Source organism: Agromyces sp. S2-1-8, from assembly GCF_021129215.1.
Taxonomy (GTDB): Bacteria; Actinomycetota; Actinomycetes; order Actinomycetales; family Microbacteriaceae; genus Agromyces; species Agromyces chromiiresistens.
The window spans coordinates 2558390-2571707 of sequence record NZ_JAJOLP010000001.1; the positions used below are offsets into that span (position 1 = coordinate 2558390).

General features: G+C 70.1%; 13 protein-coding genes. 8 read left to right on the forward strand and 5 right to left on the reverse strand.

What is annotated here, in order from left to right:
- Positions 1-2: 2 nt before the first annotated feature.
- Positions 3-2096 carry a transketolase gene (tkt, locus tag LR269_RS11650; protein ID WP_231430944.1) on the reverse strand — a complete coding sequence of 698 codons (2094 nt, stop codon included), beginning with the start codon at positions 2094-2096 and terminating at the stop codon, positions 3-5.
- A 319-nt stretch (positions 2097-2415) separates the two neighbouring features.
- Here tkt and LR269_RS11655 point away from each other — a divergent pair, with 319 nt between their 5' ends.
- Entirely contained in the window at positions 2416-3336 is a 921-nt protein-coding gene (locus LR269_RS11655) for a heme o synthase (RefSeq protein WP_231430945.1), read from the forward strand.
- Between the two features lie 524 nt (positions 3337-3860).
- On the opposite strand, the gene LR269_RS11660 is transcribed toward LR269_RS11655, so the two are convergent.
- Positions 3861-4757, reverse strand: coding sequence for a heme A synthase (locus LR269_RS11660; RefSeq protein WP_231430946.1), 897 nt, complete (start codon positions 4755-4757; stop codon positions 3861-3863).
- Between the two features lie 253 nt (positions 4758-5010).
- On the opposite strand from LR269_RS11660, the gene sufB reads away from it, so the two are divergent.
- From sufB to LR269_RS11685, 5 genes are read left to right on the forward strand one after another with little or no spacing between them, the layout of a single operon-like run.
- Positions 5011-6429 carry a Fe-S cluster assembly protein SufB gene (gene sufB / locus LR269_RS11665; RefSeq protein ID WP_231430947.1) on the forward strand — a complete coding sequence of 473 codons (1419 nt, stop codon included), beginning with the start codon at positions 5011-5013 and terminating at the stop codon, positions 6427-6429.
- Between the two features lie 30 nt (positions 6430-6459).
- Positions 6460-7614 (forward strand): Fe-S cluster assembly protein SufD, encoded by a 1155-nt coding sequence (sufD, locus tag LR269_RS11670; protein WP_231430948.1) that lies wholly within the window; start codon positions 6460-6462, stop codon positions 7612-7614.
- Between the two features lies 1 nt (position 7615).
- Positions 7616-7942: a non-heme iron oxygenase ferredoxin subunit gene (locus LR269_RS11675; protein ID WP_231430949.1), complete on the forward strand. Its 327-nt coding sequence runs from the start codon at positions 7616-7618 to the stop codon at positions 7940-7942.
- Positions 7943-7992: 50 nt separating this feature from the next.
- Positions 7993-8772 carry a Fe-S cluster assembly ATPase SufC gene (gene sufC, locus LR269_RS11680; RefSeq protein WP_231430950.1) on the forward strand — a complete coding sequence of 260 codons (780 nt, stop codon included), beginning with the start codon at positions 7993-7995 and terminating at the stop codon, positions 8770-8772.
- Between the two features lie 20 nt (positions 8773-8792).
- A complete protein-coding gene (locus LR269_RS11685; protein WP_231430951.1) occupies positions 8793-9122 on the forward strand; it encodes a metal-sulfur cluster assembly factor in 330 nt (109 codons plus the stop codon).
- Positions 9123-9184: 62 nt separating this feature from the next.
- On the opposite strand, the gene LR269_RS11690 is transcribed toward LR269_RS11685, so the two are convergent.
- Entirely contained in the window at positions 9185-11245 is a 2061-nt protein-coding gene (locus tag LR269_RS11690) for a M3 family metallopeptidase (protein ID WP_231430952.1), read from the reverse strand.
- 106 nt (positions 11246-11351) lie between these two features.
- Between LR269_RS11690 and LR269_RS11695 the strand changes: the two genes are divergently transcribed.
- On the forward strand, positions 11352-11792 hold the full coding sequence (locus LR269_RS11695; protein ID WP_231430953.1) for a YdeI/OmpD-associated family protein: 441 nt from the start codon (positions 11352-11354) through the stop codon (positions 11790-11792).
- 9 nt (positions 11793-11801) lie between these two features.
- On the forward strand, positions 11802-12623 hold the full coding sequence (locus LR269_RS11700; RefSeq protein WP_231430954.1) for a methyltransferase domain-containing protein: 822 nt from the start codon (positions 11802-11804) through the stop codon (positions 12621-12623).
- A 24-nt stretch (positions 12624-12647) separates the two neighbouring features.
- Here LR269_RS11700 and LR269_RS11705 read toward each other — a convergent pair whose 3' ends face one another.
- Entirely contained in the window at positions 12648-12872 is a 225-nt protein-coding gene (locus LR269_RS11705; RefSeq protein ID WP_231430955.1) for a hypothetical protein, read from the reverse strand.
- Positions 12872-13318, reverse strand: a complete 447-nt coding sequence (locus LR269_RS11710; RefSeq protein ID WP_231430956.1) for a GNAT family N-acetyltransferase — start codon at positions 13316-13318, stop codon at positions 12872-12874. The genes LR269_RS11705 and LR269_RS11710 overlap by 1 nt, the downstream gene beginning before the upstream one ends.

Here is a 13318-nt window from a genome sequence, read left to right on the forward strand (position 1 = left end):
CGTCAGGCCGACGCGAGCGATTCCTTCGCGGCGGCGACGACGGCCTCGGCCGTGATGCCGAACTCGCGGAACAGGGTCTTGTAGTCGGCGGACGCGCCGAAGTGTTCGATCGACACCGACCGGCCGCGGTCGCCGACGTACCGGTGCCAGGTGAGCGCGATGCCGGCCTCGACCGACACCCGTGCCGTCACCGACGCAGGCAGCACCGACTCGCGGTACGCGGCATCCTGCTCGTCGAACCACTCGAGGCTGGGGGCGGAGACGACGCGGGCGCCGATGCCCTCAGCGGCCAGCGTCTCGCGGGCGGCGAGTGCGAGCTGCACCTCGGAGCCCGTCGCGATGATGATCACGTCGGGTTCGCCCGACGCGGCGTCGGCCAGCACGTAGGCGCCCTTCGCGGTGTTCGCGGCGCTCGCGAGCACGTCGCCGGCTGCCTCGCCGTCGCCCCGCTCGAACACCGGGATGTTCTGGCGGGTGAGGGCGATGCCGGCCGGTCCGCCGCGTCGCTTCAGGATCTCGAGCCACGCGTGGGCGACCTCGTTGGCGTCGGCGGGACGCACGACGTCGAGGCCCGGGATCGCGCGGAGCGTCGCGAGCTGCTCGATCGGCTGGTGGGTCGGTCCGTCCTCGCCGAGGGCGACTGAGTCGTGGGTCCAGACGAAGATCGAGGGGACCTGCATGAGCGCGGCGAGCCGGACCGACGGCCGCATGTAGTCGCTGAAGATGAGGAACGTGCCGCCGAACGCACGTGTCGAGCCGTGCAGCACGATGCCGTTCACGATCGCGGCCATCGCGTGCTCGCGGATTCCGAAGTGCAGCACGCGGCCGTAGGGGTTGCCCGCCCACTCGTGCGTCGAGTGCTCCGTCGGCACGAACGAGCCGCCGCCGTTGATGGTCGTGAGGTTCGACTCGGCGAGGTCGGCCGAACCGCCCCAGAGCTCGGGCAGCTCCGCGGCGAGGGCGTTGATGACCTTGCCGGAAGCGGCACGCGTCGACACCTCGGTGCCGCCTTCGAAGACGGGCAGCGCGTCGGCGATGCCCTCGGGAAGCTCGCCCGCCTCGAGGCGATCGAGCAGCGCCTTGCGCTCGGGATTCGCCGCGGCCCACGCGTCGAACGTCTGCTGCCACTCGGCGTGCGCGGCAGCACCGCGCTCGCGCGCGGCGCGGGTGTGTGCGATCACATCCTCGGCGACGACGAAGCTCTCCTCGGGGTCGAAGCCGAGCACCTCCTTCGTCGCCGCGAGCTCGGCGCCGCCGAGGGCGGAACCGTGGATCTTGCCGGAGTTCTGCTTGCCGGGCGAGGGCCAGCCGATGATCGTCTTCAGGATGATGATCGAGGGCTTCGCCTGCTCGGCCTTCGCGGCATCGATCGCGCGGTGGAGCTCGTGGACGTCTTCGACGTACTCGCCGGTCTTCTTCCAGTCGACCGTCTGCACGTGCCAGCCGTACGACTCGTAGCGCTTCGCGACGTCCTCGGTGAAGGCGATGTTGGTGTCGTCCTCGATGGAGATCTGGTTCGAGTCGTAGATGACGACGAGGTTGCCGAGCTGCTGGTGGCCGGCGAGGCTCGACGCCTCCGAGGTGACGCCCTCCTGCAGGTCGCCGTCGCCTGCGATCACGTAGACGAAGTGGTCGAAGGGGCTCTCGCCGGCCGGGGCGTCGGGGTCGAAGAGGCCGCGCTCGTAGCGGGCGGCGTACGCGAAGCCGACGGCGGAGGCGAGGCCCTGGCCGAGCGGGCCGGTCGTGATCTCGACGCCGGCGGTGTGGCCGTACTCGGGGTGGCCGGGGGTCTTCGAGCCCCAGGTGCGGAGCGCCTTCAGGTCGTCGAGCTCGAGGCCGTCGCCGGCGAAGTAGAGCTGCACGTACTGGGTGAGCGACGAATGCCCCGCCGAGAGGATGAACCGGTCGCGGCCCAGCCAGGCGTGGTCGGCCGGGTCGCGGCGCATGACCTTCTGGAAGAGGAGGTATGCGGCGGGGGCCAGGCTCATCGCGGTGCCGGGGTGGCCGTTGCCGACCTTCTCGACGGCGTCAGCCGCGAGCACCCGGGCGGTGTCCACCGCGCGATCGTCGATGGATTCCCAGTGCAGAGTTGCCACGAGGTGCAGTTCCTTCCGTTCGTGACGGCGACGGGGAACTCGTCCCCGACCCGCCGAGGACGTTGCGGCGCGGTACCGCCGGGCGCGTGAACCGGTTGGGATGCCTTGGGGGGAATCGTGGATCACGGCGCCAAGCGCGCATTCCTCAGTATATGGACTTCGTGACGCGCGATGACGGGGTATGACTCACACCGCGCGGTGTCTCGTGTGAGGGTTGCGGTGGCGCCGAACCGGGCCCGGCCGGCCGGATGGCCTAGAATCGTCGGGAGGCGGCGCGGCGCCCGGCACGAGCCTGCGCGCGCGCCTCGGAAGAGGAACGATGCAGGCAGCCGTAGACACCCGTGAAGCCCGACCGGCGATGACCGTTCGGCGCAAGCTCGCCGCCTATCTCGCGCTCACGAAGCCGCGCGTCATCGAGCTGCTGCTCGTCGTGACGGCGCCGACCATGATCCTCGCGCAGCAGGGGCTGCCGAGCCTGTGGCTGATGCTCGCGACCCTCATCGGCGGTGCCATGAGCGCCGGTTCCGCAGGGGCGTTCAACTGCTACATCGATCGCGACATCGACCGGGTCATGAAGCGCACCCAGGGGCGCCCGCTCGTCACCGGTGAACTCAGCGACCGCGAGGCGCTCGTCTTCGCGTACGCGCTGGGCGCGGCATCCATCGTCTGGCTGTGGGTCTTCACGAACTGGCTCGCCGCACTGCTCTCGCTCGCGGCGATCCTGCTCTACGTCGTCTTCTACAGCCTGATCCTCAAGCGCCGCACCGCGCAGAACATCGTCTGGGGCGGCATCGCGGGCTGCATGCCCGTGCTCATCGGCTGGGCGGCCGTCACCAGCAGCCTCGACTGGGCACCGTTCATCCTGTTCCTCATCATCTTCCTGTGGACCCCGCCGCACTACTGGCCGCTGTCGATGAAGTACAAGGACGACTACGCGGCGGCCGGTGTTCCGATGCTCGCCGTCGTGCGCGGTCGGGCGCAGGTCGGACTCCAGGTCATCCTCTACGCGTGGGCGACGGTCGCCTGCTCGCTCCTGCTGATCCCCGTTGCCGACATGGGGCTGGTGTACTCGACCGTCGCGATCGTCACGGGCGTCTGGTTCATCTACGAGACGCACCGCCTGTACAACCTCGCGATCCGGCACGTCCAGGTCTCGCCGATGCGCGTGTTCCACGGCTCGATCGCGTACCTGTCGCTGCTGTTCCTCGCGGTCGGCGTCGACCCGCTGCTGCCCTTCTGAGTCGGGGTCTCACCTCCCTTCCGGGCGCAATTTGCGCCCGTCGCCTCTTCGGAGATCGCCACCGACTCGGAAGGGTGTCAGCCCGTGGCTCCGAAAGCTGGATTATCTCCGATCGGGCGGCGTCGGGCGGACTCTGGGTACTCGAGGACGACGGCGCGCACGTCGCGAAGGACGCGCACGGCGCCGTGCCGCCGCTCGCCGCACGAGTCCACTGGTCGAGACCGCTTGTGCCGCGGCATCCCGACGCGCTCCTCGACCCGATCGAGAACGTCCTTGCGCTCGTGGCTCGTTCTGCTCGGCTACCACGTCATCAGGGTGGGCTCTCACCACGTCGTCCACGACTGGCCGGGAGTGCAGGACCGCATCGCGCGGGCGGTCGCGCAGGGCCTGCACCGGCGCTGACTGCTGTCTTTGTCATGGCATCCGGATCGGGAGTGCGACAGAGATCGGGGATCGCCGTGAACGCGGAGCGATCGGGCTCCAGGTGCCCGAACCTGCGCTGATCTCCGAAATGGTGGCGCGGGTCAGGCGGATGCCGCGACCGGGGTACGCGACACCTCGGCAGCGATCGGGCGCTTCAGGTGCAGGATGACGAGGGTCATCGCGGCGGCCGAGAGGGCGGCGAGCACCATGTGCACCCCGACGGCGAGCGGCGGCAGGCCGTTGCGCGCCTGGTAGAGGCCGACCGCGATCTGCACGAGTTCGACGACGAGCAGCGCGGTCGCCCAGCGGCGGGTCGGCAGGCCGTCGCGCCATGCGGCGATGACGAGCACGAGGGTGAGTACGAACAGCAGGTAGCCGGGCCACGCGTGCACGTGCTCGAGGACCTCGGAGTCGAAGCCGGTGCGACCGGCTGCCGCGTCGCCCGAGTGGGGACCCGACCCGGTCGTGAGGACGCCGAAGACGATCGAGATCGCGAGCACCGCGCTCGTCGCATGCGTGAGTCCCGCGTACCAGGCGGGAACGGCCCGCTCACGAGGGCCTGCGGGTTCGTCGAGACGGGCGAGGAAAGCTGCGGTGACGCAGACGAGCACGAGCGAGGAGACGTAGTGGAAGCCGACGATGAACGGGTTGAGGCCTGTCCAGACGGTGATGCCGCCGACGATCGCCTGCGCGACGATGCCGATGCCGACGATCAGCGAGAGCACGAACAGGTCGCGCCGCTCGCGCCGGATGCGCCAGACGAGCAGGAACACGATGAGGGCGAGGACGCCCACGACTCCGGTCATCGTCCGATTGCCGAACTCGATCAGCGAGTGGTAGCTCAGCTCCTCGGTGGGCACGAGCGACTCCGGCGTGCACGTCGGCCAGGTCGGGCATCCGAGGCCCGAACCGGTGAGGCGCACCGCGCCGCCGGTCGCGATGATCGTCACCTGCGCGACGAAGGAGGCCCAGGCGAAGAAGCGGAGTGAACGGGGCACGCGGGTCGTTCCTGATCCGGGTCGCGCTGTGACGGGGCTGGGAGTCCCAGGACCCACACGGCGGCGACCCTATAGACTTGAGTGGTTGGCGCAACTGTTGCGACGCGCGCAAGAGCGCGGCACGCAGGCACCAGCCATCTTAGGTTCGCACTGGAGCCACCCGCACATCATCACCCGCTCACCGAGTGCCTCGACTGGCGAGGGGGATGAGCCGGACTGATAGCCGGTCGCACGGGAGGAGAAGAGGGAGAGCATGACGGACGTACTGATCGACCGCCCCGAGCTCGAAGGGCTCGGCAATTACGAGTTCGGCTGGGCCGACTCCGACGCCGCGGGGGCCTCGGCCCGTCGCGGAATCTCGCCGGAGGTGGTCGCCGATATCTCGCGGTTGAAGGACGAGCCGGAGTGGATGCTCCAGCGCCGCCAGCGCGGCCTGCAGCTCTTCGAGCGCAAGCCCATGCCGACCTGGGGCGCCGACCTGTCGGAGATCGACTTCGACAACATCAAGTACTTCGTGCGCTCGACCGAGAAGCAGGCCCAGACCTGGGAGGACCTGCCCGACGACATCAAGAACACCTACGAGCGACTCGGCATCCCCGAGGCCGAGCGCCAGCGCCTCGTCGCGGGCGTCGCGGCCCAGTACGAGTCCGAGGTCGTCTACCACCAGATCAACGAAGAGCTCGAGCGCCAGGGCGTCATCTTCATGGACACCGACACGGCGCTGCGCGAGCACCCCGAGTTCTTCGAGGAGTACTTCGGCACCGTCATCCCCGCCGGCGACAACAAGTTCGCCGCGCTGAACACGGCGGTCTGGTCGGGCGGCTCGTTCGTCTACGTGCCGAAGGGCGTGCACGTCGAGATCCCGCTGCAGGCCTACTTCCGCATCAACACCGAGAACATGGGCCAGTTCGAGCGCACGCTCATCATCGCCGACGAAGGCTCGTACGTGCACTACATCGAGGGCTGCACCGCCCCGATCTACAAGAGCGACTCGCTGCACTCGGCCGTCGTCGAGATCATCGTGAAGAAGAACGCCCGCGTTCGCTACACGACGATCCAGAACTGGTCGAACAACGTCTACAACCTCGTCACGAAGCGCGCCACGGCTGCCGAGGGCGCCACCATGGAATGGGTCGACGGCAACATCGGCTCGAAGGTGACGATGAAGTACCCGTCGATCTTCCTCATGGGCGAGCACGCCAAGGGCGAGACCCTCTCGGTCGCCTTCGCCGGCCCGGGCCAGCACCAGGACGCGGGCGCGAAGATGATCCACATGGCGCCGTACACGCAGTCGTCGATCGTCTCGAAGTCGATCGCACGCGGCGGCGGCCGCGCCGGCTACCGCGGCGAGGTCCGCGTCGACGCGAACGCCCACCACGCGGCCAACACCGTGCGCTGCGACGCGCTGCTCGTCGACACGATCTCGCGCAGCGACACGTACCCGGCGATCGACATCCGGGTCGACGACGTGCAGCTCGGACACGAGGCCACGGTCTCGAAGGTCTCGGAGGAGCAGCTGTTCTACCTGATGGCCCGCGGCATCCCCGAGGACGAGGCCATGGCGATGATCGTGCGCGGCTTCATCGAGCCGATCGCGCGCGAGCTGCCGATGGAATACGCGATGGAACTCAACAAGCTCATCGAGATGGGCATGGAAGGATCGGTCGGCTAAGCGATGACCACCGCAATGCAGAGCACCGCTATGCCCACCGCAGAGCAGCACGGGCTCGTCGCGCACTCCGACGGCGCGTTCGTCCCGGTCCAGACCCGTTCCGAGCGCTTCCGCTCCGTGAACGTCGAGGACTTCGAGCCGGTCAACGGCCGCGAGCACGAGTGGAAGCTGTCGCCCGTCGCGGCGTTCGCCGACCTGACCTCGGGTGCGCTCGACGGCTCTCGTCCCGACGTCGAAGCCGATGAGGTCGACGGCGTCGCCGTCTCGTGGATCGCCCGCGACGACGCCCGCATCGGCACGGCCGGCACGCCGGAGGAGCGCGCGAGCGCCAACGCCTGGTCGAGCTTCGACGAGGCGCTCCTCATCTCCGTGACCGGTGAGGACGACAAGGTCGCGACCGTCACCCGCTCGGGTCTCGGCGCCACGCCTCGCGCGGCCCACACGATCATCGAGATCGCGCCGAACAGCCGCGGCCTCGTCGTCCTCCGAGGCACCAGCGACGCCCGCCTGTCCGAGAACCTCGAGATCCTCGTGGGCGAGGGCGCTCAGCTCACCGTCGTCTCGCTGCAGGAGTGGAGCGACGACTCGGTGCACCTCGCGAGCCAGTTCGCGAAGGTCGGCCGCGACGCCTTCCTCAAGCACATCGTCGTCTCCCTCGGGGGCAAGGTCGTGCGGGTGAACCCCTCGACCCACCTCGCCGAGCAGGGCGCCGACGTCGAGGCGCTCGGCCTCTACTTCGCCGACGCCGGACAGCACCTCGAGCAGCAGGTCTACGTGCACCACGACGCGCCGCACACCAAGAGCCGCGTGACCTACAAGGGTGCCCTGCAGGGCGAGGGCGCGCGCACCGTCTGGATCGGCGACGTGCTCATCGGCCAGAAGGCGACCGGCACCGACAGCTACGAGCAGAACCGCAACCTCGTGCTCACCGAGGGCACGCGCGCCGACTCGGTGCCGAATCTCGAGATCGAGACCGGCGACATCGAGGGCGCCGGCCACGCGTCGGCGACCGGCCGGTTCGACGACGAGCAGCTCTTCTACCTGATGGCCCGCGGCATCCGCGAAGAGGAGGCGCGTCGCCTCGTCGTGCGCGGCTTCCTCACCGAGGTCGTGCAGAAGATCGGCTCGCCCGAGCTCGAATCGCGGCTCACCGCCGCCATCGAAGCCGAACTGCAGGGGAACTGACGTGGCATCCGTTCGTGTCTGCGCCGTCGACGAGCTCGTCGAGAACCAGGCGTCGCGATTCGTTCTGGACGGCGTGCCGATCGCGGTCGTGAAGGACTCCGCGGGCGATGTCTTCGCGATCGGCGACACGTGCACCCACGGCGACATCTCGCTCGCCGAGGGCTTCGTCGAGGACGACACGCTCGAATGCTGGGCCCACGGCTCGAAGTTCTCGCTGAAGACCGGCAAGCCCCTCACCCTCCCGGCCTACGAGCCGGTTCCCGTCTACCGGGTCGAGATCGAGGGCGGCGACGTCCACATCGACCCCTCGGTCACGCTGACCGTCTGACCCACGCTGCTCCGGCCGCGGCCGGCTACCGAAAGAGAATTCCCAAGAACATGTCTGTGCTCGAGATCAAGAACCTGCACGTCAACGTCGAGACCGACCAGGGCACCCGCGAGATCCTCCGCGGCGTCGACCTCGTCATCAACGAGGGCGAGATCCACGCCATCATGGGCCCGAACGGATCGGGCAAGTCGACGCTCGCCTACACCATCGCCGGCCACCCCAAGTACACGGTCGTCGAGGGCGAGATCCTCCTCGACGGCGAGAACGTCCTCGAGATGTCGGTCGACGAGCGTGCTCGCGCGGGTCTCTTCCTCGCGATGCAGTACCCGGTCGAGATTCCCGGCGTCACCGTCACGAATTTCCTCCGAACGGCGAAGACGGCGATCGACGGCGAGGCGCCGAGCGTCCGCACGTGGGTGAAGGACGTCCGCGAGTCGATGTCGAACCTGAAGATGGACTCGGCCTTCGCCGAGCGCAACGTCAACGAGGGCTTCTCGGGCGGCGAGAAGAAGCGCAACGAGATCCTCCAGCTCGAGCTGCTGAAGCCGCGGTTCGCGGTCCTCGACGAGACCGACTCGGGCCTCGACGTCGATGCGCTCAAGATCGTCTCGGAGGGCGTCAACCGGGCCAAGGCGAACACGGGCCTCGGCATCCTGCTCATCACGCACTACACGCGCATCCTCCGGTACATCAAGCCCGACTTCGTGCACGTGTTCGTCGCCGGTCGCATCGCCGAGCAGGGTGGCCCCGAGCTCGCCGACCGCCTCGAGGACGAGGGCTACGACCGCTACCAGGTCGCCGAGCCGGCGTCCGCGGCCGCCGCCGAATAGTCCACGGGTAGAATCGCACCATGGTCACCTCACTCGCGCCCGAGCGCTACGACGAGGTCTCCGAGGCCCTGAAAGACGTCATGGACCCGGAGCTCGGGGTCAACATCGTCGACCTCGGCCTCATCTACGACCTGGGCTGGGACGACGAGAACGACGCGCTCGTCATCCACATGACGCTCACGAGCGCCGGCTGCCCGCTGACCGACGTCATCGAGGAGCAGACGGCCGAGGCCCTCGACGGGGTCGTCGAGGCGTTCCGCATCAACTGGGTGTGGATGCCGCCGTGGGGCCCCGAACGCATCACCGACGACGGCCGCGACATGATGCGGGCGCTCGGCTTCGCGATCTGACCCGGTCGCCCGAACCACGAGCACGGATGCCTCGTGCAGCAGTCGCTGCACGAGGCATCGTTTCAGGTCAGGCCGCGGCGAGCGAGCAGCGCGTCGATCCGCGGCTCGCGGCCGAGGAAGGCGCGCACGGACTCGCGCGGATCGCGCGAGCCGCCCGGGCCGAGGATCTCCGCCCGGAACCGGTCGCCGTTCTCGCGCGTCGCGCCGCCGTGCTCCTCGAACCAGGCCATGATGTCGGCGCCCGGCACCTCGCTCCAGACGTACGAGTAGTAGCCCGCGTCGTAGCCGCCCGCGAAGACGTGGGCGAAGTAGCCGCTCGAGTACCGCGGCGGCAGCAGCGGGTCGGCGAGCCCGGCGGCGTCGAGCACCGCGCGCTCGAATTCCGCGACGTCGGCGGGCGCCAGTGCCGCGGCGGTCTCTGCGTCGAGCCGGTGCCAGGCCTGGTCGAGGATCGCGGCCGCGAGGTATTCGGTCGTCGAGAATCCCTCGCCGAACGTGCGCGACGCGAGGAGGCGCTCGACGAACTCGGTGGCGAGCCGTTCTCCCGTCTCGTGGTGCACCGCATAGTTCCCGAGGACCTCGGGCCGCAGCATCCAGAGCTCGTTCACCTGGCTCGGCAGCTCGACGAAGTCGCGGAAGACGTTCGTGCCCGCGGCGCTCGGGAACCGCACGCGCGCGAGCAGCCCGTGCAGGGCGTGGCCGAACTCGTGGAAGAGCGTCTCGGCCTCGTCGAAGGTGAGGAGCGTCGGGTCGCCGTCGGCGGGCTTCTGCACGTTGAGGTGGTTGACGACGACGGGCAGGTCGCCCGTGAGCTCCGACTGCTCGACGAGGGAGCTCATCCAGGCGCCGCCGCGCTTCGAGGAGCGCGCGTAGAGGTCGAGCACGTACAGCCCGACGGCGGCGCCGTCCGCCTCGCTCACCTCGAACACCCGCGCGTCGGGGTGGTGGCCGACGAGGTCGGGCCGTTCGGCGAACCGGAGCCCGTAGAGCAGGGTCGCCGCGTGGAACACGCCGTCTCGGAGCACCCGGTCGGCCTCCAGGTACGGGCGCATCGCCGCGAGGTCGACGTCGTGGCGTTCGGCCCGTTCGCGCTGGGCGAGGTAGATCCAGTCGGATGCCTCGAACGGGCGCAGTCCGTCCCGCTCGGCCCGTCCGGCGAGGGCGGTCGCCTCTCGCTGCGCGTTCGCGATGGCGGTCGGCGCGAGCCTCCCGAGCAGTTCGGCGACGGCCTCGGCCGTCCCGGCGGTCTCGTCGGCGGTGACCGCGCTCGCGTGGTCGGCGAAGCCCAGCAGCTTCGCCCGCTCGGCGCGGAGCGCGACGAGCGCGAGCAGGATCTGGCGGGTGTCGTGGTCGCCGCCCGAGGTGCCGCGACCCCGCGACGCGGCGAACAGCCGGTCGCGCGACGCTGGGGAGTCGAGCTCGGCGAGTGCGGGCTGTTGCGTCGACAGGACGAGGGGGAGGAGCCAGCCGTCGAGCCCGCGTACCACCGCCGCCGCACGAGCCGTCGCGCGGCGCCGGTCGTCGAGCCCCGCAAGGTCGTGTTCATCGGTGAGATGGAGCGCCCGCTCGTTGGTGTCGGCGAGGAGCGTCTGCTGGAAGGCGGTCGTGAGTCCGGCGATGCGTTCGTTGAGGCGTTCGAGCGCGGCGCGCCCGTCGGGGTCGAGTCGGGCGCCGGCGAGCACGGCGACGCGATGCCGGCGGCGCAGCAGGTATGACTCGTCGTCGGCGAGCTCCAACCCGCCGGCGTCGAGTCGCGCGACGAGCGCGTCGATTCGCGCGAACAGGCGGGGTTCGAGAAGCAGCGCGTCGCGGTGCGCGGCGAGTCTCGGCGCGAGTTCGGCCTCGATCGCGTCGACGGCCTCGTCGGCGTCGGCCGAGCTGCGGTTCTCGAAGACCGGGAGCACCCGGCGGAGCGTCGCGCCGGAGCGCTCGAGGGCGACGATCGTGTTCTCGAACGTCGGCACGTCGGCGTCGCCGGCGATGCGGTCGAGCTCTTCGCGCTGCTCGCCCATGCCGAGTTCGAGCGCCTCCCGGAAGTCGGCGGGGGTGATGAGCTCGAACAGGGGCAACCGGTACGGGAGCGGACTCGGGTCGAGCAGCGGGTTGCGATGGGCGTCGTCCATCCGTCAACACTACGGGCGCGGCCGATCGGGGCGGCGGCGCGTGGATCCGTGTCGCCGCGCGCCGCCGGGCTTCTCATCCGCGCGTCGCGCGCGCCATGATCGATCCATGACCGTTCGCATCAGCACCGTGCTCGTCCCGTTCGGCCCGGCGACCGCCCTCGAACTGACCGATGCCCAGGTCGACGCGCTCGGCGGCGGAAAGCGCGCCGCGGTCGTCGTCGGCATCGCCGGCCGCACCGCGCGGGTGCGCCTGGCCGTGATGGACGGCCGCAACGTCATCGGGCTGTCGAAGGCGGTGCGCGCCGAGCTCGGCGTCGACATCGGTGATGCGGTCGAGGCGACCGTCGACCTCGACACCGCCGAGCGCGCGGTCGACGTGCCGGCCGACCTCGCGGCCGCCCTCGACGCCGAGCCGCCCGCGAGGAGGGCCTTCGAGGCGCTGTCGTACTCGCGGCGGAAGGAGCTCGCACGCGGCGTCGCCGAGGCGAAGCGCCCCGAGACGCGCGAGCGCCGGATCGCGGCCGCCGTCGAAACGCTGCGCGCGTAGGCTCGGGTCATGGAGAGCGAATCGCCGTCGACCCGCGACGCGTACACCCACGGCCATCACGCGAGCGTCCTGCGCATCCACGCGTGGCGCACCGTCGAGAACTCGGCGGCGTACCTCGCCCCGCATCTCGATGCCGGCGCCCGCATCCTCGACGTCGGCTGCGGCCCGGGCACGATCACCGTCGACCTCGCGCGCCGCGTGCGCCCGGGAAGGGTCGTCGGCATCGACGCGTCTGAAGACGTCGTGGCGCAGGCCGCCGGCCTCGCAGCGAGCGAGGGGGTCGGCAACGTCGAGTTCCGCACGGGTGATGCCTACGCGCTCGACGTCGACGACGACGCCTTCGACGTCGTGCACGCCCACCAGGTGCTGCAGCATCTCGCCCGGCCCGTCGACGCGCTGCGCGAGTTCCGGCGCGTGCTCAGGCCCGGGGGACTGCTCGCCGTACGCGACGTCGACTACGGCGGGATCATCTGGAGCCCGGCCTCGGCGGGCCTCGATCGCTGGCTCGCGCTGTACCACGACGTGCACGACTGGAACGGCGGCGACGCTCACGCCGGCCGCCACCTCAAGCGGTGGGCGCGCGAGGCGGGATTCGCCGACGTGACCGCGTCGGGCTCCGTCTGGGTGTTCGCGAGCGACCTCGAGCGCGAGTGGTGGGGCGGTTCGTGGGCCGAGCGGGCGACCGAGTCGAGCTTCGCCGCACACGCGATCGAGTCGGGACACTCCAACCCCGACGAGCTCCGGCGGGTCGCGCAGGCGTGGCGCGACTGGGCGGCCGATCGTGACGGGTGGCTGCTCATGCCGCACGGCGAGGTGCTCGCCCGGGCCTGAGCGGGTACCGCCGGTCGAGGAGCGCTACCAGTCCTCGTCGGCGTCGAGCGCGTCGGCGATGACCTCGCGAACGACGGTGCCGTCGTCGAGCTCGGCGATCGGGCGTCCCTCGAGCCAGGTGAGGGTCCAGTGGCGACCAGCGGGATCGCCCTCGAACGCGGCCTCGGCTGCGGCGATGCGCGGACGGAGGTCGCCCGGCACCGAGGCCGGAGGCTCGTCGCCGAACGCCCACCTCGTGCCGAGTCGCATCAGGCCTCCATCTCGTAGGTCACCCAGCTCGTGCGCTTCGCGAGGCGGTCGTAGAGCTGCTGCGCGGTCTCGTTGTCGGCGGCCGTGATCCACGCCACGCCCCCGTGGCCGACCTCGGCGGCGCGAGCGTGCACGAACTCGATGAGCGCACGGCCGGTGCCGGTGCCGCGCTGCGACTCGGCCACGTAGAGGTCGTCGAGGTACATGCCGTAGGTGGCGCTCAGCGACTCGGGGACCTGGCGGAAGTGCGCGAGCCCGACGGGCGTGCCCTCCTCGTCGACGGCGAGCGCGGCCTGCAGCGGATTGTGCTCGTCGCGCAGCCAGTTCCAGACGATGAGCGCCTTCTGGTCGTCGAGCTCGGTCTCGTAGAACGTGCAGTACGCCTCGAAGAGCGGCAGCCAGCCGAAGAAGTCGTCGTCTCCGGCCATCCGGATCTCGTTGGTCAT

Excerpts from the sequence above, each read along its gene's own strand:
- LR269_RS11695 (WP_231430953.1), top strand. The coding sequence starts at position 11,352 with ATGACCGTTCGCATCAGCACCGTGCTCGTCCCGTTCGGCCCGGCGACC.
- LR269_RS11700 (WP_231430954.1), top strand. The coding sequence starts at position 11,802 with ATGGAGAGCGAATCGCCGTCGACCCGCGACGCGTACACCCACGGCCAT.
- LR269_RS11655 (WP_231430945.1), top strand. The coding sequence starts at position 2,416 with ATGCAGGCAGCCGTAGACACCCGTGAAGCCCGACCGGCGATGACCGTT.
- sufD (WP_231430948.1), top strand. The coding sequence starts at position 6,460 with ATGCCCACCGCAGAGCAGCACGGGCTCGTCGCGCACTCCGACGGCGCG.
- LR269_RS11705 (WP_231430955.1), bottom strand. The coding sequence starts at position 12,872 with ATGCGACTCGGCACGAGGTGGGCGTTCGGCGACGAGCCTCCGGCCTCG.
- LR269_RS11685 (WP_231430951.1), top strand. The coding sequence starts at position 8,793 with ATGGTCACCTCACTCGCGCCCGAGCGCTACGACGAGGTCTCCGAGGCC.
- LR269_RS11690 (WP_231430952.1), bottom strand. The coding sequence starts at position 11,245 with ATGGACGACGCCCATCGCAACCCGCTGCTCGACCCGAGTCCGCTCCCG.
- sufB (WP_231430947.1), top strand. The coding sequence starts at position 5,011 with ATGACGGACGTACTGATCGACCGCCCCGAGCTCGAAGGGCTCGGCAAT.
- sufC (WP_231430950.1), top strand. The coding sequence starts at position 7,993 with ATGTCTGTGCTCGAGATCAAGAACCTGCACGTCAACGTCGAGACCGAC.
- LR269_RS11710 (WP_231430956.1), bottom strand. The coding sequence starts at position 13,318 with ATGACCAACGAGATCCGGATGGCCGGAGACGACGACTTCTTCGGCTGG.